Here is a 20148-nt window from a genome sequence, read left to right as displayed (position 1 = left end):
GTTGAGTTGCCGCTCAACGTCTTTTTCTTTGCCTTTATTACCACTATTATACCAAAAAGCAGGCGCAAACCCTTGATATACATGGGTTTGCGCCTGCTTTTATTCAAAATGTTCAGCTGAGTTTTGTCCCAGCCTCTTTTTGCGCGTTTTTGTGTCTTTAGCGATTTGGCTAAAAATATCTAGACAAAGTGCCATATCGAGGTAATGGGTCTTGGTGCAATAATAATCACGTAGCAAAGGAAACGCTTACAAAAGTGCTTTGTTAAAAGTTCATAAGGGGGAAAATCATGAACAATCCTGCGATTAATGTTAATTCTGAAATCGGGACACTCAAGTCAGTGCTTTTGAAGCGACCTGGGGCCGAGGTTGAGAATATCACACCAGACACAATGGAACGGTTGTTATTTGATGACATTCCATTTTTGAAAATTGCCCAAGAAGAACACGATTTCTTCGCTGATACGCTGCGCGATAATGGCGTTGAAACGTTGTATGTCGATGATTTGGCGGTTGAAGCGTTAGATAGCGATGACGTGATTCGGCACCGGTTTGTCCAGCAGTACCTGGATGAAGCTGGCTACGGTATTGGTACGACACACGATGCCTTGTTTAATTACTTGGAGACGTTTGATACTCGGGACATGGTGACGAAGTTGTATGCCGGTATTCGACGTAACGAGTTTGATTTTGAAAATGATTCTTTGCATGATTTGGCAGGTCGCGATGCGGCGAACCCATTCTTGTTGGACCCATTACCTAATGCGTATTTCACACGTGATCCGCAAGCTTCAATGGGAAACGGTATCACCATTAACCACATGACGTATAAGGCCCGTCAACCAGAGTCGTTGTTTACGGAATTTATCATGCAGTATCACCCACGCTTTGCTGGGCATGTGGATATCTGGCGTGACCGTAACCACAACACACGCATTGAAGGTGGGGATGAATTGATTTTGAACGACCACGTGATTGCCATTGGGGTATCGCAACGCACGTCATCAAAGTCAATTGAAGCCTTAGCCAAGGAGCTGTTTGCTAATCCAAATAGCCACTTTGATACGGTGGTCGCTGTCGAAATTCCGCACAACCACGCCATGATGCACCTCGATACGGTCTTCACGATGGTTAACCGCGATCAATTTACGGTTTTCCCAGGCATTATGGATGCCGGTGGTCAAATGAACATTTTCATTATGACGCCAGGACCTGATGGCACAGTGAAGTTGGCTCACCGCACCGATTTGGGCAAGACGCTGCAAGAAGTGTTAGATCTGCCAGAATTGGATTTGATTGAAACTGGTAGTGGTGATGAAATTGTGGCACCACGTGAGCAATGGAACGATGGGTCAAATACGTTGACGATTGCCCCAGGTGAAGTCGTGACCTACAACCGAAATTATGTCAGCAACGAATTGTTGCGTCGCCACGGCATTATTGTACACGAAGTGATTTCAAGTGAGTTGTCACGTGGCCGTGGTGGTCCACGTTGCATGTCGCAACCAATCTGGCGTGAAGATTTGTAATCAACAGACAAAGATGAGGAGTAAAAATCATGGCAATTAATTCAGTATTTCAAGGGCGTTCATTCTTAGCTGAAAAGGACTTCACATCAGCTGAAATCCAATACTTGGTTGATTTTGGGTTACATTTGAAGACATTGCAAAAGAATCACATCCCACACCGTTACCTAGAGGGAAAGAATATCGCCTTGCTCTTTGAAAAGACGTCAACACGGACGCGTTCAGCCTTTACCACGGCAGCGGTAGAACTTGGGGCACACCCAGAATATTTGGGGGCCAATGACATCCAATTGGGGAAGAAGGAATCTGTTGAAGATACCGCCATTGTGTTAGGCAGCATGTTTGATGGTATTGAGTTCCGCGGCTTCAGTCAGGCGGATGTGGAAGGCCTGGCCAAGCATTCAGGTGTGCCGGTTTGGAACGGTTTGACTGATCAATGGCACCCAACGCAAATGATTGCCGACTTTATGACGGTGAAAGAAAATTTCGGTCATTTGCGTGGCTTAACGCTCACGTTTGTGGGAGATGGGCGTAACAACATGGCAAACTCATTGTTGGTTACTGGGGCCATGCTGGGCGTAAATATCCACATTGTCGCGCCTGAAGAATTGCATCCAACGCAAGAAGTGGTGGATTTGGCCAATACGTTTGCAAAGGAAACCGGAGCAGAGCTACTCGTGACAGCTGATATCGATGCGGGCGTCAAGGGTTCAAATGTTATTTACACAGATGTTTGGGTATCGATGGGTGAAACAGACTGGGAGACCCGTGTGAAGTTGTTGACGCCTTATCAAGTTAATATGGCGATGTTGCGTAAGACGGGTACGCCAGATGATGAGTTAATCTTCATGCACTGCTTGCCAGCTTTCCACGACGTGAATACGAAGTACGGCCAAGAGGTGCAATCTCAATATGGCATCACTGAAATGGAAGTGACGGATGAAGTCTTCCGCAGTAAGTTTGCGCGTCAATGGGACGAGGCTGAAAACCGCAAGCATTCAATTAAGGCGATTATGGCAGCAACGTTGGGTAACTTGTTTATTCCCGATGTGCCAGCGCTTGAAGAAAACGGTAAGTAGCTATGGCAGATACTAAGGATCACGGGATTGCGCTACCGGCCTTAGTTGCCCTTGTTATTAGTTCCGCAATTGGAGCCGGCATCTTTGATTTACCGGCCACGCTTGCGCAAGGGGCAACACCCGGTGCCGCCATCTTAGCCTGGATTATTACTGGGGTTGGCATATTGATGTTAGCGCTTAGCTTAAATAATTTGGTATTGAATAAACCTGAATTAACGGGTGTATCAGATTACGCGCGGGCTGGTTTTGGTGACTTTGCTGGGTTCATTTCTGGTTGGGGGTACTGGCTATCAGCATGGCTTGGTAATGTGGCGTTTGCCACGATGTTAATGTCAGCGCTAGGATACTTTTTCCCGGTGTTGCAGTCCGGCAATAGTGTGCCAGCAATTGTGTTGGCATCACTGGTGTCGTGGGCATTAACGCTCTTGGTGACGCGGGGGATTGAATCAGCTGCGGCAATCAACACGATTGTTACGATTACGAAGTTGGTCCCGATTTTTGCCTTTGTGGTGGTAGCCATTTTGAGCATTAAGGCGGGCGTATTTACGGCCCATTTTTGGCAAAATATGAGCACCAATGTGGGTGGTAAACTCGTTTTTAGTTCAGCAACTGGTACTGGGATTGCCGAGCAAATCAAGAACTGTGTCATGGCAATGATGTGGGTGTTCGTTGGTATTGAAGGCGCCACGATGATGGCAGCTCGCGCCAAGAAAAAGTCCGACGCGGGTAAGGCGACAATTATCGGGTTAATTTCGTTGCTGATTATCTACATGGTGGTCTCAATCTTGCCATATGGCTATCTCTCATTGCAGGAGTTACAACATGTGCAGCATCCAGCTTTGTTGTACTTATTTGAAAGTATGACTGGTCCGATTGGTGGTGCGTTTATCAGTATCGGGTTGATTATCTCGATCTTAGGGGCATGGTTGTCATGGACGATGTTACCGGTGGAAGCAACGTCATTAATGGCAGAACAGGGTTTGTTACCTAAGTGGTTTGGTGTTTTGAATAAGTACCGGGCACCGCAACATTCATTGTTGTTAACTCAGGTATTGATTCAAATCTTCCTGATTACGCTTTTGTTTACTGACGAAGCCTATAATTTTGCCTACTCATTGTGTACGGCAGCAATCGTGGTTTGCTATGTCCTAGTGGGGGCCTATCAACTAAAGCTGGGGTTACAACTGAAAAAGCTGTCGGTTATTCTGCCGGGGCTGATTGCAGTTGTCTTTGAAGTGACCGCGATTGTATTTTCAGGCATGCAGTATTTATGGCTCTGCACGATTCTTTATGTCTTAGGGTTCATGCTGTATGTGAGAGCACGGCGAGAAGTCCAACAGGTGATTTCAAAGACAGAGCTCATGATGATGGGTGTCGTGATTGTTCTTGCACTAGGTGCCATTGTGGCCTTAGCAACGGGGAACTTAAAGATTTAAGTAAAGGAGTGTCGCGAATGACGAAACGAATCGTGGTGGCTCTTGGGGGAAACGCCATTTTGACGGACGATCCCAGCGCAGCCGCACAACAACAGGCAATCCAGCAAACCGCGCAACAATTGATTAATTTCTTAGCGGCTGGGGATGTGCAACTTGTTTTGACTCATGGTAATGGGCCACAAGTCGGTAATTTAGTGCTCCAACAATTACAAGGTAGTTCGGTGAAGAACCCGGCAATGCCGTTAGATACGGTCGGGGCGATGACGCAAGGTGAAATTGGTTTATGGTTGGCTGATGCCTTGAATTATGAAATTAGTATTCGTGGTTTATCACAACGGGTGGCCACAGTATTAACGCGCACGGTCGTTGATGAAGCTGATCCAGCTTTCCGTCAGCCAACAAAGCCAATTGGTCCGTTTTACACGGTTGATGAACTACCGGCGATTAAGCAGCAGTATCCAGATTGGCAATTTGTCGCTGATGCTGGCCGTGGTTTCCGCCGGGTTGTCCCATCACCTAAGCCGGTTAGTATCATGGAGGCCGCTGAAATTCAGGCCTTGGTACAAGATGGCGTGACATTAATTGCCGGCGGTGGCGGTGGTGTACCGGTGATCGAAAAGGAAGGTCACGTGACAGGGGTCGAAGCAGTTATTGATAAGGATTTTACGGCAGCTAAGCTAGCTGAACTGGTCGACGCCGATGAATTGTTGATTTTGACGGCGGTACGCTATGTGGCGAAGGACTTTAACCAACCGTCGCAGACGATGATCAAACGGATTAGCGTGACGGAAATGCAGCAATTGGTAGATGCTGGCCAATTCCCGGCCGGGTCGATGAAGCCTAAGGTTGAAGCAGCTATTAGCTTCGTACGGAATACGGGGCGGCCTGCCGTCATTACATCGCTTGATAATGTGCAAGCATATCTTGCTGATGGGGATGGGACAGTGATTGTACCAGATTAATCGAGTTATAGTTAAGCGAGCGGTCATGCTCGCTTATTTTTTCGTAAACCCAAAAAATTTAAGGGGCTGCCTGCATGAGGACGCTTATAATTAAGGAGGAGAGTTTTTGAGCTGCGATTTCAAGGGGGAAATACAATGCTACAAAATTTCATGACACAGTGGCTGTATATTTCAGACTACGATACAGCCTTGGACCAAGCTTTTATTAGTAAAGCTAAAATAAACGGTGTTGATTTGGAGCAACGCTATATAGCGGTTGTTTTAAGTGGGAATCAACGCAGGATGCCTGAACATCGCTTGGCACTTAATTTGGACGCCAAGCGCCGGATTTATGTTTTGTCTGAGGAAGGCGTGCAACCGTTTTTGGAGGCCTTGTCACCAGACATCTTCGCAGGTGTCGGGGGTGCACACTTTGATATATCGACAGGTATTAAAGAGGCGTTATTTGCCGTGTTGCTGACCAATGAGTTTGAGCGGGTTGTCATCTTTAATCGGGTTGGTTATCTGTATGACCTGGTTAAATCTGATTTGGTCTATCCAAATGTTGCGGCGTACTATGAACGGATTGATGATGAAACCTGGTTGACGTTTTGGGAATATGTCCAGCACCTGTCATCAACAAAAGAGACAGCGTGTTTAATGCTGGTGCATCCCAAGACAATTGTTTATAGGCTAAACAAAATCTGTGCAACTACTGGACTGAACCCAAAGCAAGGCGTTGATTTGTTGCCATTGATTGTGACTTATGTTCGCAAACAGACTGCCTGTTTTGATAACTTGGTAAACGAGCTACAAAGCCTGTCGGACAGTTTGTTGCCACGCGATAAAGTGGACTAGTCCGCTAGTATGGTTAATGAATGGCTACTACGACAAAGTAGACTTTTCCCGGTAGCAAGTTCTAAAATTGTGGATTTTCTCTCATGCCATGTTGCAAGGTTGTATAATGACCGTGAGCAATGGCTTTTAGGAGGGGACCTATTATGCAAACGATTAAAACTTTGGGATTAACGTTAGGACTGTTGGCACTCATTTTGGCGTCTATTTTCTTACATTGGGGGATAGTTGTGACGGTCATTATTATGGCTGTTGCGACGTTGACCTTAATATATGCCACACAATATCGAGATAAAGCAGACTAATATATTAGTAATGGCTAAAATGCTACCAATTATTAAAGTTGGTAGCATTTTTTTGTTAAAAATCGAAAAAAATCTGTCCCATAATCGAAACTAATTTTAATGAAAGGGTTTACATTTTAATGGAAAGCGCTTACAATAATATTTGTGTTAGAGACACGGGGAACGCAATGTTGATGATATAGACTGAAAACGTTTAAGGAATCGGGGACCGTGTTGATAAGTAACGTCGTCATGTTTCACTCTTGCTGTTCGAGTAATCGTTCAATATCTTAAAAACTAGCTGAAAACTCTTCTCCTTCAGAAAATACCGATCGATGAAATTTCTCTCCAGGAAATATTCGAACAGCAAGAGGGTGATGAGACGACTCTTTATCAACATCAACGCTTTCACAATCAAAAAATATTTTGTGGGTCGTCAACCATACCTGAGCCATATCGCGGATACGCGGTGTGGCTTTTATATTATCTATCATGTTATTCTAGTGACATAACTTATGAGGAGATATTAGTCGTTATGATTGGGATTATTTTGACGGTGTTGGTTGCTTTGGAAGCACTTTACATCATGGGCTTAGAGATGTTTGGGTCGCCAAAGAAGCAAGCGGAAACGTTTGAGTTAGAGGAAGAATTTACGAAAGTACCAGAAGTTCGGTCGTTGCTAGGAAATCAAGGTATTTACAACGGTATGTTGGGTGTTTTGATTTTGCTAACGATGGTTGTCCTAAATGGCGCAGCTGAAATGACGATGTTGAAGCTCTTTATGGCTTACATTATCGTGGTTGCGATTTACGGGAGCATGACAGCTGCCAAGAAAATTATCTTGGTGCAAGGATTACCAGCAGCGCTCGCATTGTTGGCATTGATCTTGCACATCTAATGGGGTAAATGGGGTTTCGAGAGTTATTATTAGTAAAAATTTAAGAAGCCCCCTATACTATAGTTATTCCCCGTGGTAGTTACGCTAATGACTATCAGTACAAATATTTGTACGACGCGCCGTAGATATACGGCGCGTTTTTTGTGTGGTTTGATGATGTGTCGTGCTAACGCATGAACCGGAAGGATGACTAGCTAGTCTAGTAGACACTATCTTGGCTGCTGGCATGGTGGGTGGGGTGTGACGTAGTGATTGTCAGGGGTGAACACACAAGTTCGGCCGACCGCCGGTTAGATAAGGCGAACGGACCCAACCCCTTAACCCAATTAGTTGGGTGCTAGCCGGTGCTCGCGCCGGCGGAGTTTACCCCTGGCAATCTTTGGCGAAGTCACACCCCACCCACCATGTTTCGTCGCAACGCGACGACATCACTAAACCAAACTTTCCCCACGTAATTAAAAAATTAACCACCTTATTGTTTTGACATGGCATATTGTTCGTTGTATAGTATGTGTTGTAATATAAATGAAACAAAACAAAAGATATTAATCAGTGGGGAAACGAACATGACAGAACCAGTACTTATTGCGGATAAGCTAAATAAGACATACACCAGCGCAGCCGGGGTGGAACAACACGTTTTGAAGGACTTGTCATTGACTGTCCCACGTGGTGAATTTGTGGCCATTATGGGACCTTCAGGATCAGGTAAGTCAACATTGCTCAATATCTTATCAACGTTGATGAAGCCAACCGAAGGGGCAGTGGCCATTAATAATAAAGATATCCTCCACATGACTGACGATGAAATCTCAAACTTCCGTGGGCGTGACATGGGCTTTATTTTCCAAAGTTACAACTTGATTGAAAGTTTGACGGTGCGTGAGAATATCGCGTTGCCTTTGACACTCCAAAAAGCAAAGACACGGGTGATCAACGATGCCGTCGCGAAGGTGGCAGCATTGCTTCACATCAGTGAGTACTTGGATAAGTACCCATCAGAGTTGTCAGGTGGTCAACAACAACGTGTTGGGGCTGCCCGTGCGTTGGTTCACGAGCCAGCTTTGATTTTTGGTGATGAGCCAACGGGGGCCTTGGATTCAGAAAACGCTCGCGAAATGATGAATTATTTGACGACGATTAACCAAGAACGTGAAATCTCAATTGTGATGGTGACGCACGATCCGTTCTCAGCATCATTTGCCTCACGGATTTTGTTCCTGACAGACGGTCAAATTACGAAGACGTTGACGCGTGATGATCGTTCACGTGAAGACTTTTATAACTATGTGTTGTCAGAACTTGGCAACTTTAACTAGTGGGGTGATAACATGTTTCAAATTGCTTTAAAGTCACTCCGCGCGAAGTGGCGTGACTACACCGTGCTCTTCGTCGGGTTGGTCATTTCAGCAGCTATCTTTTACATGCTGAGTGCCATCGCGTTGAACCGTGATTTTTTGTTAAATAATTCATCAATTGGTCTGATTGTGCCAGTCTTTATGGTCGGTGAATTTTTGCTTGGTGTGATTACGTTTGTGTATTTGAATTTTGCCAACAGCTTCCTGTTGCGGTTGCGTCAGTCTGAATATGGCTTGATGTCAATGTTGGGAGCGAAGAAGTCACAAATTGGTGATTTGTTAATGCAAGAAACGCTCGCCTTGGGTGTCATCTCAACGGTCATTGGTATCTTCGCTGGTATTGGGTTAACAGCCGCCAGTGGTAATTTCTTGATGAATTTGCTGGACACAAAGTTGGCAAACTGGTCAGTATTTTCGTTTAATGCCGCATTAGCAACGTTGGTATTCTTCGTGGCTTTGTTCTTCATTAACGGGCTCTACAACCGTAGCCGACTTAGCAAGCAAGATACGTTGACACTGTTGACGGCGGACAAACAGGTTTCGCAACCAAAGCGTCACAAGATTCTTGATCCAATTCTTGGCTTGGTTGGCTTGGGCTTGTTGATTCTTAGCTATGTGATGATGCCAGGCATCGTGCATCTTGGGTTGTACGGGTTCATTGTTGTCCTTGTGCTTAACGTCTGGGGAACGTACTGGTTTGTGAGCCGGACGTTGAAGATGGTCACGTACGCTTTGCGTGGATCACGTTTCAACAATCGTGGATTACGGTCATTCTTGAACGGACAACTATTGTTCCGTCTACCCGAGTACCAACGTATTTTAACGGTTATTTCAGTTATGTTCGGATTGGCACTTGGCGCCATGTCAGTGGGGCAAGGGTATTATCGTGCCTTGCCGCAACAAGCGCAGTCGGGTCAACCATTCACGGCGGCCTACACGTCAGATAAAATTAGCACGTCAAATTTGAAGGACATCACTTGGGAAGCCACGTATCACTATAGTGTGAATAAGGGCAAGGTGTACTTTAACGGTGACGAGTTTAACGCCAAGAAGTTGCCAACAGTTGTTGAAACTGGCAAGGGAAATGAAACACGGATTAGGTGGTTAACCGGTGATTACATGTTGGCGACGCCGGGTTCAGAATACACGCTAACGAGTATTGCCAACCAAATTTTGGATAAGCAATATGGTGCAACAGCGGTTGTGACACACAACGAGTCTGAAATGGCCGTTGAGGGGGATGTGAAATCAGTTCGCTTGGTGACGGTTAAGAGCTTTGCCGCCAACGAAGCAACACTGACGGCGAATGCAAAGCGTGAAGCTCGTTTGACAGGGACGGCAATGAATCACCAAGCCGGTGTGCCAGGTATGTTTACGTTGCTTAAGAACGTCTTCGGCGGTTTGGAATTCATGGGCATCTTCTTAGGAATTGCCTTCTTGGCGATGCTGGCATCAACGTTGATGTTTAAGGTATTGTCAGGGGTTGCTGATGACAAGCGTCGTTATCGTATCTTGACGATGATTGGAACGAGCAAGCGCCAAGTAACGACTACGGTTGTGAAAGACTTGGGTGTCTTGTTCTTCATTCCAATGATCATCGGAACGTTAGATGTCGTTTTCGGTCTACCAATGTTCAAAGCATTGATGGCGGATCCATACGTCGGCTTTATGCCATCGCTGATTGCAATTGTCGTTTTGTACGTCATTTACTTTGTCATGACGGTCATTTTGTACCGTCGTTTGCTTAAGTAATATCGGACGCATAAACCGTGTTCTTAAATTATTCATGTAATTTAAGGGCAGATACGGTATAATGTAAGTATTCAAAATGCTGTGGAGTAAATGACGTAAAACGTTTGTTTGAGACATCTACGACACCTGAAAGCAGGTTACCTAAACGCGCAAGGTAGCCTGCTTTTTTTGTGCGTGCGCAATCCGGCACATTCCCGTAAAATGAAGGGGCTGGGGAAAGTGTTGAAGTACAGGGGAAATCTTATGCAAAAAACAGCTAAAGTTGGCGTGTTTATTATCATCGTCAATTTTTTAATTTATATTGGCCTCGGGTTGCCTGATTCTGTGTTAGGAAGCGCTTGGCCGGCGGTACGGCAAACTTATCACGTGAATGTCGACTATGTCGGCTATCTAACCGCAATTTCATTAGTCTGTTCATTTGGCTCAACTTTGCTGTATCCGAAATTATCAGCTAAGCTCACGATGGATCGTATTATGATGCTAAGCATGTGGTTTGTGTTAATCGGCTTGCTGGCACTAATGTGGGGTCAAGCTGTCTGGTTGTTAATTGTCGCGGCGATTGCCATGGGGTTTGGGCAAGGCGCTATTGATATCGCGGTAAATGACTATGCGGCAAAGCGCTTTTCAAGTGGTCTAATGAGTATTCTGCACGGCATGTATGGGGTTGGCGTGACGTTGAGTTCATTCGTGATGGCCCTGAGTCTTGTGTTTCCGATGGGCTGGCGTTTGGGTGTGTTAAGCGTCATTGTGCTGCAAGTCATTATCATGGCGGTTGTTATGAGCTCACGACAGGCCTTTCGGGGTGCTGATACAGCTGTAACAGACGATGAAATGACCACCGTGAAACTTACTGGTTCAGATTGGCTATTGCCGGGCTTCTACTTCGTGTACGGTGTTGAGCTGGTGATTGGCAAATATGTCTCTAGTTTTGCCGTTGATCATTGGCAATATAGTGCGACAACAGCGACTAATGTGGCGACGCTGTTTTGGGCCGGTCTGATGGTTGGCCGTTTCTTGACTGGGGTGACAACCCGCTGGCAATCAAATCGGCGGTTGATTCTAACGCATATTATTTTGACAGCCGTCGCGACTGGGAGTATGTTCTTGCCAGTTGAGACATTGCTACCATTCGCTGGCTTCGGACTTGGTCTGGGATTATCTGCCATCTATCCATTGATGATGATGGTGCCATATGCGCGCTACAATGACCAAAAGGCGAAGCGAGTTGTCAGTTGGAACTTGGCGTTTTGCCAAGCGGGGATGGTGGTCTTACCACTAGTAACCGGGTGGACTTACCAAGCCGTGGGGGCGATAAGTCTACCGATTATTATCCTAATTTTGGTCGGCGCAATGCTTGGCTTGGGTAGCGTTATTTTGCGACAACATTAATAACAGTGAAAAAGGCACCGTGCGATGAATCCAATCGCGCGGTGCCTTTAATTTATGATTATAAGATGGCGCCAGTCCACTTCTTCATGGCGATGTTGGTAAAGTCAAACTTTTCCAAAGCAGCGAAACCTTCTGTTGCAAGGTCAACGTTTGAAACGGCCCCGTATGACAACATCAAGTTAACCGGGTGTTCGTTACGATCGCCGACTGTGACCAAAATAGCAGGCTTGTTTGAAGCAGTCATGTAACCAACTTCAAACGCCGTGCCTGAATCTGGATCAGCCGCATCGATAAAGGCCACAATCAAATCAGCGTTGTTCATCGCCGTGATATCAGCCTTGTAAGTCATCGTCCCCCATTCGAAGTCGGGTTCAAAATCCCCGCCTGCTTCGATAACTTGTCCACCGTATTGGTTAAGGAGGGGAACATAGATATCGTTAATTGTTGGGTTAGCCTTCAACGCTTGGTAGCCTTGCATCAAGATATTTTGTTGGTCTTCGTTGAACCAACCTGCGCCAAGATAAATGTTGCGAGTGCGTTGGCCAACAACTTCGCTGGCCTCAGCGATTTGCGCAAGTTCAGAAATCAATTGGTGTTCAGTAAGCATTAAAAATTCCCCTTATCGTATGATTATTAATAGTATAGCAATATTTTTTGAAGATATTTTGGTGACCAACACGTTTTTAACAGCGAAATGCCCGCGCCTGTAAGGACGACGACAGGTAACGCGAATTTTTTAAATTGTTTTGAAAAATAAGATGTCGAATATAAAGGGCGGTTAGGATAGCTTGAAAGTTAATTTTAACCGTGTTATATTAGGTTTAACTTAACGAAGATAGGTGAATAGCATGGCAGATAAACAAACGGAATATCGTCTGTGGCACGGTCGGTTGGCGGCGCTACTTGCGAGTGAAATTGAAGATATTAGATATGACGCTTTTAACGAATTTGATGCCAAAGTCAATGGTGGCTTGATTCCGGTTGTCGCGTTTAAAACGATGCAACGTGATTTTGTGTTGCCAATTATTCAAGCGCACAACCTAGACATGAGTGATTTTTACGATGCAGAGGCAAGCGTCTTGGGGAGTGTGTCGTTAGATGATATTAAGTTTTGGGCGAATTTAGCGACTCGAATTGGTGTGAGTGCTGCTAATGGCAATTGGCGGGCCCGCGATAAGAAAATGTACGTCTAGTCTTGGTGGGTAACTGCAATTTCCAATGTCACGTCGATTTCACGACCGAGCGCATCATAATGCCCATACGTCGGATAAGTGGCGAGAAAGCCAATCGCAGGTTCTTCTGATTGCTGCGCTAAATTGGCAATAAGTTGGCGGGTTTTTGCTTCATCAAATGGGATGTTACGAATGTCAGCATCGAGTTCGACGTCGGCTAAAAACAGGTCTAAGTCGTCATTGCTGAAGAGTGGTTCGCGTTCGTAGAGTAGGGTGTATTTCATATCATGACCTCCTGAAAATCGTGCTATTAAGATAGTACTTATTATAAGAGGATATCAGGGGTGCGTGCTATGATTATGGTACAAACTACTTAGGATAGGGGGGACAACAATTATGGTTGAAACACAGCATCAAGAGGCAATTGAGCAGGTCATTTTGAATTTGAAGGCTCAGGTTGCCGGGTTGAATCAACAAATTGAAGTGTTGTCGAAGTTATTAGAAGTTAAGCATGAAGACGTTAATATTGACGATGTACCAGGTCAATTGAAGCGTGCAGCGACTGAAGTCATGAACAATGATCATTTGAAGATGATTTTGGTTCGTGGTGAGAATTACGAATTCCGTGAACGCTTGATTAACCAAGCGTTCGATACCGGTGTGACCATTGTTGAAGTTGAGCAATTCATGGAAGACTATGAAGCTGGTCAACGTGGTGGTCAAGTTGGGGCGCAAAAGTTCAAGGATCGTTATGATGATTACGAGGTCCTTGTGATTGAAAACTTGGAGCAATTAGCCGGTGATCGTGCTAAGTTGCAAGAAGAATTATTCGATCGCGTATATGCCCGTTCACACGCTGGTAAGTTGACGGTGCTTTCAGGTAATGCGGCCTTTATTATTGGTGGTGAATCTGAAGAGTACTTGCAAATGTTGAGTTTGGGTAAGAATATTTTTGTGGGCTAATAATAGCCAAAAAGCCGGTGGGACTTTGTGTCTCACCGGCTTTTTTAGGCTGTCGTGGCCCCGTGTAGTAATTCTGGTACGACGTAAACCGATGTTACCGTTTCACCAGCCAACTGTTTCATGAGCAAAGCAACCATATGTTGGGCAATGGTTGCAAGTGGTTGCTGAATCGTCGTCAACGGCAACTCCGCTAGTTGATGGATGTAGATACCATCGAAACCAACAATCCCTAAATCAGTAGGTACTGTTAGTCCCTGACTACGGCCAGCCCGTAATGCCCCTAATCCCAACCGATCCGTGGCAGCCACGATACCGGTATTACCGCACAGATTCAAATCAGCTAAAAAGGCTTTGGCTGCGTGCTCATCATTTGGCAGATGATAAATCTCAGTTGTCCGACCAGCTGTTAACATCGCGTCACGGTAACCAACCTCACGATTAATAGCAAATGGTTCAGACATATCGATGCCAAGATAAATCAAGCGCGCATAACCAGCGTCGATCAAGGCGTTGGTCGCCAATTGGGTGCCGGCTTTATTGTCGATATCCACCGACGGAATCCCTGGCTCAGTACCATAAATGACGACAGGGACGGTTAAACTTTGTAAGAGTTCAAAGTCCGTGCCTCGTGCACCACTGACTAAAAAACCATCTACATTCGTTAAATCAAAATTACGATCGTGCCGCATTTCCAATGTGTAACCAGCATGCCGTAATTCATCCGTTAAATGCATCAATAAATGCGCATAATATGGTTCGATTTCATTGATATCATCTAACAAGATGAAGGCGATATTATAGTGCCGATTGTTGGCAAGCGCTCGACCAGCCCGGTTTTGGACATAGCCCAGTTCGGCAATCACTTGCTGGACATCAGCAATAATCTCGGGTGATACCTGATCAGGGTGGTTGAGAACGCGTGAGACGGTCATTTTCGAAACGTGAGCAGCCCGTGCTACGTCTAATAGTGAAACCATAATGATTCTCCTCAAAAATAATGAAAACGTTTTCAAAACAATCTATTTCAATCATAACACGAAAATATGAACGAGATAAGGTCACTCTGGGAAGGCGAAGATGTTACCGGTAACATCCGGAAAACGCTTTCATTTGATTTTGTGGTCGGCTATAGTTGGACTTGTAAATAAAGCGCTTACATTTGCAAACAAAAACACAATGGATTTTATAAGGGGAACGAAAATGACAAATGAGGGGACTCGTCAAAAGCTACCAACGTTACCATTACATACCATTTGGATGTTGAGTTTCGCATTCTTTGGGGTACAAATGGGATTCTCATTGCAGAGCTCAAACTTGGGACGACTATTACAAACACTTGGAGCTGATCCGCACTCGCTGGGGTGGTTCTTTATCCTACCACCGGCCGCCGGCTTGTTCGTGCAACCAATTATCGGCCGTTTATCAGATAAGACATGGAATCGATTTGGACGTCGTATGCCGTATTTGATTATCGGAACGGTTGTGTCAGCCATCGTGATGTTCTTATTGCCTAACGCAGGAAACTTGGGCTTCAAAGCAACAATCGCGTTGATCTTTGGTGCCATCACCATCATGTTTATGGACACGTCATTCAACATGGCGATGCAACCAATCAAGATGGTTGTTGGTGACACGGTTAACGAAGAACAAAAGGGCTACGCTTATTCAGTGCAATCATTCTTGGCTAATGCTGGTTCAGTGTTAGCATCAATTTTCCCATTCGCATTGACGGCGATGGGGGTGGCCAACACGGCTAAGCCAGGCGTCATTCCAGATTCAGTGGCGATTTCATTCTATGTTGGTGCGATTGTTTTGGTGATTACAACCATCATCGCGTTGATTAACGTCAAGGAATACGATCCAGAAACGTATGCCAAGTATCACGGTATTCAAGAAGAAGGGCCAAAAGAAAGTGTGATGCATTTGTTGACGCACGCACCAAGCATTTTCTGGAAGTTGGCAGTTGTGCAATTCTTTAGCTGGGTAGCTTTCCAATACCTTTGGACGTATGGGACTGGGGCGATTGCTGATACGGTTTGGCAAGCAACGGATGCTCATTCAGCCGGCTATCAAGCTGCCGGTAACTGGTTCGGTGTGTTGAGTGCTGTGCAATCAATCGGCGCCGTACTTTGGGCGTTGGTTTTGACGAAGGTGAAGCCAGCGCAAGAGTGCTTCGCTTATGGCGGTAGTTTGCTACTTGGAGCCATTGGGTTCGGCTCAATTTTGTTCATTCATAACCAATGGGCTTTGCTAGTGTCATTCATGTTAATCGGCTTTGCCTGGTCAGCAATTTTGGCTTATCCATTCACATTTTTGACGAATGCATTAGATGGTAAGAATAACGGCACATATTTGGGTCTGTTCAACGGGGCCATCACGATCCCACAAATTGTGGCGTCAGTTGCCTCATTTGGCTTGTTCCCATTGTTGGGTTCATCAATGCCACACATGTTGTTAGTTTCTGCAATTGCTTTGATCATTGCAGCATTGTCAGCGGTGCGTTTGCTCCGTGGTCACGTTTAAAAATAGGGGAATATCATGAAGCGAATTTTTGAAGTTAATCCTTGGACAATTACCTCGCATGAGTTGCAACCAGCGGACAAGCGTTTGCAAGAATCAATGACCTCACTTGGAAATGAGTATATGGGGATGCGGGGTATGTTTGAAGAAACGTATTCTGGTGACTCATTGCAAGGCGTTTACATTGGGGGCGTTTGGTTCCCTGACAAGACGCGTGTTGGTTGGTGGAAAATCGGCTACCCAGAGTACTTCGGTAAGGCGATTAACGCGTTGAATTTTGTGAAAGCAATGATTCAAATTGATGGGGTCACGGTTGATTTAGCAACGGTACCTTACACTGATTTTGAGGTCTCTTTGGATATGCAAGCAGGTGTCTTGCACCGTCAATTTACGGTTAACGGGGTGCAGGTGCAAATCGATCGCTTCATCTCGGTTGCGACGAAGGAATTGGCTGATTTGCGTTGGTCATTCACCGCAGTTGATGGGCAGACCCACGATGTGCAGTTGACGGCATTGATTGATGGCGACGTCGTCAATGAGGATTCGAATTATGATGAAAAATTCTGGGACGTGCTTGATGCAGAAGCAACCAACGACACGGCGTTCTTAATGACGCGAACTGTACCAAATCCATTTGGCGTGCCCCAATTTACCGTGGCGGCTCGGCAACGATTTATGTCAGATTTGCCAGCAATTGATGTCGTGCAAGAAGACAAACAAGTTGGAAATGTTTTTGCGGGTCAAGTTGGTGCGGCAACACAGCGCATTGAAAAGCGTGTGATTGTCACGACTTCACGTGATTATGCAGATGATACGGCTGTTAAGAATGCGACTGACACAATTTTTGCTAGCATTGCATCAGCAACCTATGACGACTTATACCAAGCGCATGCGGCTGGCTGGGCTGAACGTTGGGAAAAGGCGGACGTTCAGATTACTGGTGACGAAGCGGCCCAACAAGGCATTCGTTTCAACTTATTCCAATTATTTGCCACGTATTACGGTAACGATGCGCGCTTGAACATTGGACCAAAGGGCTTTACCGGTGAAAAGTACGGTGGGGCAACTTATTGGGATACCGAAGCATTCGCGATTCCGGTTTATCTGGGCGTGACCGACCCAGCCGTAGTGAAGTCATTGTTGCAGTATCGTTATCAACAACTACCCGGGGCCTATCACAATGCCCAACAACAAGACTTAGCCGGTGCTTTGTTCCCAATGGTGACCTTCGATGGTATCGAATCACACAACGAGTGGGAAATTACGTTTGAAGAAATCCACCGTAATTCGACGATTGCCTACGCTATCTACAATTACACCCACTTGACGGGTGACCGTTCATGGTTGGAAAACGAAGGTAGTGAAGTGCTAGTCGGCATTGCCCGTTTCTGGGCCGACCGTGTTCACTATTCAGCGCGCAACGACGCGTATATGATTCATGGGGTCACGGGACCTAACGAGTACGAAAACAATATTAACAACAACTACTACACAAACTGGATGGCTAAGTGGGTGCTGCAATATACATTGGACAACGCGGACACGTTTACATCGACGTATCAGGAAAAGTTGGCCATTTCGGCAGAAGAAAAGGCGCAATGGCAATTAATTATCGACAAAATGTATTTGCCTGAAGCTGATGTGAAGGACGTCAATGATGTGGATCGGCATATCTTTGTCGCCCATGACACGTTCCTTGATAAGGAATTGATTCCGGTTCGTGATTTGGATGCGTCACAATTGCCAATCAACCAACACTGGTCATGGGATCGCATCTTGCGCTCACCGTACATCAAGCAATCAGATACATTGCATGCGATGTATTATTTCCCAGATGCCTTCACCGAGCAACAAAAACGAGATAATTATGAATTCTACGAGCCGTTTACGGTGCATGAATCATCATTGTCACCATCAGTTCACGCTATTTTAGCAGCTGACTTGAAGATGCCCGAAAAGAGTGTGGCATTCTATCAACGCACGGCGCGTTTAGATTTGGATAACTACAACAACGATACGTCTGACGGGTTGCACATCACGTCAATGACTGGTGCTTGGTTATCGATCGTCCAAGGATTTGCTGGTATGCGTGTGCGTGATGAACAATTGCACTTTGACCCATTCTTGCCAGCTGAGTGGGACGGTTATAAGTTCCGCTTCATGTTCCGTGAGCGTTTGCTTGAAGTGGCCGTCGATCACGATGGTGCGCAAGTAACGTTAATTTCTGGTGATCCATTGACGATTGACGTCTCAGGCGAAACTGTCGCATTGGAGGTGCAATAAGATGACGAAATTTGCAGACATTAAGGGATTTGCGTTTGATTTGGACGGTGTCATTACAGACACGGCTAAATTTCATACGATTGCTTGGCGCCATTTGGCGGAACAACTCCAAGTGACTTGGACGCCGGAACTACAAGAATCGTTGAAGGGCATTGACCGCATGGGTAGTCTCGAAATGATTTTGCAAGCCGGCGGTAAGGAAAATGCGTATACGCAAGCAGAAAAAGAAGGCTTTGCTGCTTGGAAGAACGAACACTATGTCGAGCTCATCTCTGATTTAACACCGGATGATATCTTGCCAGGAATTGCCGCTTTTATTCAGGAACTTAACGATAAGGGCTACCGGGCGAGTGTAGCGTCAGCTTCAAAGAACGCACCGTTTATCTTGGATCGACTGGGCTTAACGGATAGCTTTGTTGGGATTGTTGACCCAGCGACGCTACAGGCTGGTAAGCCGGATCCAGAAATTTTTGTTCGCGCAGCTGAAATTTTGAACTTGCCACCAGACCAAGTCATTGGTTTAGAAGATGCGGCAGCCGGAATTGCGTCAATCAACGGGGCTGGTGAAGTCTCGTTGGGGATTGGGGATGCGACCGTACTGCGGCGGCGGACCTTAATTTCGCTAGCACGGCTGAGGTCACTTTAGCTAACATTGCGGCAAAACTTGATTAACTCACAACGGTGAATAATCTCAAAAAAATAAACCACTCAAATAAGTTTTGCCACTAAAAAGGCCGTCGGTTTCCATTGCGGAGACTGACGGCCTTTTACTGTGATGTCAAAAATAATCAGGGTAACTCGCAATGACGGCTAGTTGATCAGCAATCATGTGCTGTAAGTGGGTGTGTGCGATGCGGTATGCCGTGTCAGCATCATCATGACGCAACGCGGTTAAGATTGCTTGGTGTTCAGCAATTAACGCTTGCCAATCTAAGCGTTGCGATGCCACCCGTAACCAGCGAAAACGGTCGAGTTGTTTCGATAAATCTTTTAACCAGCGCCACAGTAATTCGTGGCCTGTTCGCTCGTAGAAAAATTGGTGAAACGCCTCGTCCCGGGCAAAAAAAGTCGCGGTTTCGTTTGCATCAGTCGCTTGTTCAACTAATAAGTTATCCAACCAATCTAAATCGGCTGGTGTTAAATGGGTTAACGCATCACGCATGATTTGCGGTTCAATTTGTTCGCGGGCATAGCGAGCTTGTTCGGCAACTTGTAAGTCAACCTTCGCAATGTAGGTTCCAGATTGTGGCACCACAGTTAGTAAACCTTCAGATTTTAGTTGCAAGATGGCTTCCCGAATAGGTGTCCGACCGTATGGCAAATCAGCAGTTAACTTGGTTTCAGAAATTTTTTGACCTGGTACCAAGTCGAAGGTCAGAATTTGTTGGCGCAACAGGTGATACGCTTGGTCGCTTTGTAGGGGAGTGTGAGTTTTTCGTGTCGTCGGCATGGCGATACTCCTAGTTTAGTGTTTGGTTTTTGGGTGAATTGCAAACAAATTATGAACTGTTTCGTCGATTTTGATACTATTTTCACAATCCGAAATATAAGAACGAATACATTATAACCGAGCATGGCATGACCTGTATATACGTTTTCACTGAAAAATAACTGACAGTTTCAGTATGTACTTATTTATTATGTGAATTCAGTAACAAGTTGTCACGGAAAATGCAAACGGTTACAATTCTTTGT

18 protein-coding genes and 1 pseudogene are annotated in these 20148 nt (G+C 45.5%); 15 read left to right on the top strand and 4 right to left on the bottom strand.

Going from position 1 to position 20148, the window contains the following annotated elements; genetic code table 11:
* Positions 1 to 287: 287 nt before the first annotated feature.
* The 10 genes from arcA (at position 288) to ACJ28U_RS06450 (ending at position 11515) form a co-directional block, all read left to right on the top strand.
* Positions 288 to 1526 carry an arginine deiminase gene (gene arcA, locus ACJ28U_RS06495; RefSeq protein ID WP_099088303.1) on the top strand — a complete coding sequence of 413 codons (1239 nt, stop codon included), beginning with the start codon at positions 288 to 290 and terminating at the stop codon, positions 1524 to 1526.
* A gap of 29 nt (positions 1527 to 1555) precedes the next feature.
* Positions 1556 to 2602 (top strand): ornithine carbamoyltransferase, encoded by a 1047-nt coding sequence (argF, locus tag ACJ28U_RS06490; protein WP_407618739.1) that lies wholly within the window; start codon positions 1556 to 1558, stop codon positions 2600 to 2602.
* Positions 2603 to 2604: 2 nt separating this feature from the next.
* Entirely contained in the window at positions 2605 to 4038 is a 1434-nt protein-coding gene (gene arcD, locus ACJ28U_RS06485; protein ID WP_407618738.1) for an arginine-ornithine antiporter, read from the top strand.
* Positions 4039 to 4055: 17 nt separating this feature from the next.
* Positions 4056 to 5000: a carbamate kinase gene (gene arcC, locus ACJ28U_RS06480; RefSeq protein WP_010371013.1), complete on the top strand. Its 945-nt coding sequence runs from the start codon at positions 4056 to 4058 to the stop codon at positions 4998 to 5000.
* A 135-nt stretch (positions 5001 to 5135) separates the two neighbouring features.
* Positions 5136 to 5837 carry a helix-turn-helix domain-containing protein gene (locus ACJ28U_RS06475; protein ID WP_407618737.1) on the top strand — a complete coding sequence of 234 codons (702 nt, stop codon included), beginning with the start codon at positions 5136 to 5138 and terminating at the stop codon, positions 5835 to 5837.
* Between the two features lie 143 nt (positions 5838 to 5980).
* Positions 5981 to 6139: a hypothetical protein gene (locus tag ACJ28U_RS06470; RefSeq protein ID WP_172437056.1), complete on the top strand. Its 159-nt coding sequence runs from the start codon at positions 5981 to 5983 to the stop codon at positions 6137 to 6139.
* Positions 6140 to 6653: 514 nt separating this feature from the next.
* Positions 6654 to 7016 (top strand): DUF1304 domain-containing protein, encoded by a 363-nt coding sequence (locus ACJ28U_RS06465; RefSeq protein WP_010371001.1) that lies wholly within the window; start codon positions 6654 to 6656, stop codon positions 7014 to 7016.
* Between the two features lie 566 nt (positions 7017 to 7582).
* Positions 7583 to 8335: an ABC transporter ATP-binding protein gene (locus ACJ28U_RS06460; protein WP_099088300.1), complete on the top strand. Its 753-nt coding sequence runs from the start codon at positions 7583 to 7585 to the stop codon at positions 8333 to 8335.
* A 12-nt stretch (positions 8336 to 8347) separates the two neighbouring features.
* Positions 8348 to 10126, top strand: a complete 1779-nt coding sequence (locus tag ACJ28U_RS06455) for an FtsX-like permease family protein (protein ID WP_407618736.1) — start codon at positions 8348 to 8350, stop codon at positions 10124 to 10126.
* Between the two features lie 243 nt (positions 10127 to 10369).
* Positions 10370 to 11515, top strand: a complete 1146-nt coding sequence (locus tag ACJ28U_RS06450) for an MFS transporter (RefSeq protein WP_407618735.1) — start codon at positions 10370 to 10372, stop codon at positions 11513 to 11515.
* A gap of 58 nt (positions 11516 to 11573) precedes the next feature.
* On the opposite strand, the gene ACJ28U_RS06445 is transcribed toward ACJ28U_RS06450, so the two are convergent.
* Positions 11574 to 12122, bottom strand: coding sequence for a nucleoside 2-deoxyribosyltransferase (locus tag ACJ28U_RS06445; RefSeq protein ID WP_407618734.1), 549 nt, complete (start codon positions 12120 to 12122; stop codon positions 11574 to 11576).
* Between the two features lie 241 nt (positions 12123 to 12363).
* Between ACJ28U_RS06445 and ACJ28U_RS06440 the strand changes: the two genes are divergently transcribed.
* A complete protein-coding gene (locus ACJ28U_RS06440; RefSeq protein ID WP_407618733.1) occupies positions 12364 to 12708 on the top strand; it encodes a hypothetical protein in 345 nt (114 codons plus the stop codon).
* Here ACJ28U_RS06440 and ACJ28U_RS06435 read toward each other — a convergent pair.
* Positions 12705 to 12971 (bottom strand): hypothetical protein, encoded by a 267-nt coding sequence (locus tag ACJ28U_RS06435; RefSeq protein ID WP_099088294.1) that lies wholly within the window; start codon positions 12969 to 12971, stop codon positions 12705 to 12707. The genes ACJ28U_RS06440 and ACJ28U_RS06435 overlap by 4 nt on opposite strands.
* Before the next feature lie 112 nt (positions 12972 to 13083).
* Between ACJ28U_RS06435 and ACJ28U_RS06430 the strand changes: the two genes are divergently transcribed.
* Entirely contained in the window at positions 13084 to 13650 is a 567-nt protein-coding gene (locus tag ACJ28U_RS06430; protein ID WP_407618732.1) for a hypothetical protein, read from the top strand.
* Positions 13651 to 13694: 44 nt separating this feature from the next.
* On the opposite strand, the gene ACJ28U_RS06425 is transcribed toward ACJ28U_RS06430, so the two are convergent.
* Positions 13695 to 14627 (bottom strand): LacI family DNA-binding transcriptional regulator, encoded by a 933-nt coding sequence (locus ACJ28U_RS06425; protein ID WP_407618731.1) that lies wholly within the window; start codon positions 14625 to 14627, stop codon positions 13695 to 13697.
* Positions 14628 to 14850: 223 nt separating this feature from the next.
* Between ACJ28U_RS06425 and ACJ28U_RS06420 the strand changes: the two genes are divergently transcribed.
* The 3 genes and pseudogenes from ACJ28U_RS06420 (at position 14851) to pgmB (ending at position 19125) form a co-directional block, all read left to right on the top strand.
* Complete coding sequence (locus tag ACJ28U_RS06420) at positions 14851 to 16173, top strand: SLC45 family MFS transporter (protein WP_099088291.1); 1323 nt, start codon at positions 14851 to 14853, stop codon at positions 16171 to 16173.
* A gap of 15 nt (positions 16174 to 16188) precedes the next feature.
* Entirely contained in the window at positions 16189 to 18453 is a 2265-nt protein-coding gene (locus ACJ28U_RS06415; RefSeq protein WP_407618730.1) for a glycoside hydrolase family 65 protein, read from the top strand.
* Position 18454: 1 nt separating this feature from the next.
* Positions 18455 to 19125 (top strand): annotated as a pseudogene (gene pgmB / locus ACJ28U_RS06410) (beta-phosphoglucomutase).
* A 106-nt stretch (positions 19126 to 19231) separates the two neighbouring features.
* Here pgmB and ACJ28U_RS06405 read toward each other — a convergent pair.
* Complete coding sequence (locus ACJ28U_RS06405; RefSeq protein WP_099088288.1) at positions 19232 to 19903, bottom strand: GntR family transcriptional regulator; 672 nt, start codon at positions 19901 to 19903, stop codon at positions 19232 to 19234.
* Positions 19904 to 20148 lie beyond the last annotated feature (245 nt).

Origin of the sequence: Weissella sp. MSCH1 (assembly GCF_045799135.1) — a bacterium.
In the GTDB taxonomy this organism is placed as follows: domain Bacteria; phylum Bacillota; class Bacilli; order Lactobacillales; family Lactobacillaceae; genus Weissella.
Note: the sequence above shows the minus strand (reverse complement) of the source record. Positions and strands in the feature narration are given on the sequence as shown.

Excerpts from the sequence above, each read along its gene's own strand:
- ACJ28U_RS06460 (WP_099088300.1), top strand. The coding sequence starts at position 7,583 with ATGACAGAACCAGTACTTATTGCGGATAAGCTAAATAAGACATACACC.
- ACJ28U_RS06445 (WP_407618734.1), bottom strand. The coding sequence starts at position 12,122 with ATGCTTACTGAACACCAATTGATTTCTGAACTTGCGCAAATCGCTGAG.
- ACJ28U_RS06455 (WP_407618736.1), top strand. The coding sequence starts at position 8,348 with ATGTTTCAAATTGCTTTAAAGTCACTCCGCGCGAAGTGGCGTGACTAC.
- ACJ28U_RS06465 (WP_010371001.1), top strand. The coding sequence starts at position 6,654 with ATGATTGGGATTATTTTGACGGTGTTGGTTGCTTTGGAAGCACTTTAC.
- ACJ28U_RS06440 (WP_407618733.1), top strand. The coding sequence starts at position 12,364 with ATGGCAGATAAACAAACGGAATATCGTCTGTGGCACGGTCGGTTGGCG.
- ACJ28U_RS06420 (WP_099088291.1), top strand. The coding sequence starts at position 14,851 with ATGACAAATGAGGGGACTCGTCAAAAGCTACCAACGTTACCATTACAT.
- arcD (WP_407618738.1), top strand. The coding sequence starts at position 2,605 with ATGGCAGATACTAAGGATCACGGGATTGCGCTACCGGCCTTAGTTGCC.
- ACJ28U_RS06470 (WP_172437056.1), top strand. The coding sequence starts at position 5,981 with ATGCAAACGATTAAAACTTTGGGATTAACGTTAGGACTGTTGGCACTC.
- ACJ28U_RS06435 (WP_099088294.1), bottom strand. The coding sequence starts at position 12,971 with ATGAAATACACCCTACTCTACGAACGCGAACCACTCTTCAGCAATGAC.
- ACJ28U_RS06430 (WP_407618732.1), top strand. The coding sequence starts at position 13,084 with ATGGTTGAAACACAGCATCAAGAGGCAATTGAGCAGGTCATTTTGAAT.
- ACJ28U_RS06450 (WP_407618735.1), top strand. The coding sequence starts at position 10,370 with ATGCAAAAAACAGCTAAAGTTGGCGTGTTTATTATCATCGTCAATTTT.
- ACJ28U_RS06425 (WP_407618731.1), bottom strand. The coding sequence starts at position 14,627 with ATGGTTTCACTATTAGACGTAGCACGGGCTGCTCACGTTTCGAAAATG.
- arcC (WP_010371013.1), top strand. The coding sequence starts at position 4,056 with ATGACGAAACGAATCGTGGTGGCTCTTGGGGGAAACGCCATTTTGACG.
- arcA (WP_099088303.1), top strand. The coding sequence starts at position 288 with ATGAACAATCCTGCGATTAATGTTAATTCTGAAATCGGGACACTCAAG.
- ACJ28U_RS06405 (WP_099088288.1), bottom strand. The coding sequence starts at position 19,903 with ATGCCGACGACACGAAAAACTCACACTCCCCTACAAAGCGACCAAGCG.
- argF (WP_407618739.1), top strand. The coding sequence starts at position 1,556 with ATGGCAATTAATTCAGTATTTCAAGGGCGTTCATTCTTAGCTGAAAAG.
- ACJ28U_RS06415 (WP_407618730.1), top strand. The coding sequence starts at position 16,189 with ATGAAGCGAATTTTTGAAGTTAATCCTTGGACAATTACCTCGCATGAG.
- ACJ28U_RS06475 (WP_407618737.1), top strand. The coding sequence starts at position 5,136 with ATGCTACAAAATTTCATGACACAGTGGCTGTATATTTCAGACTACGAT.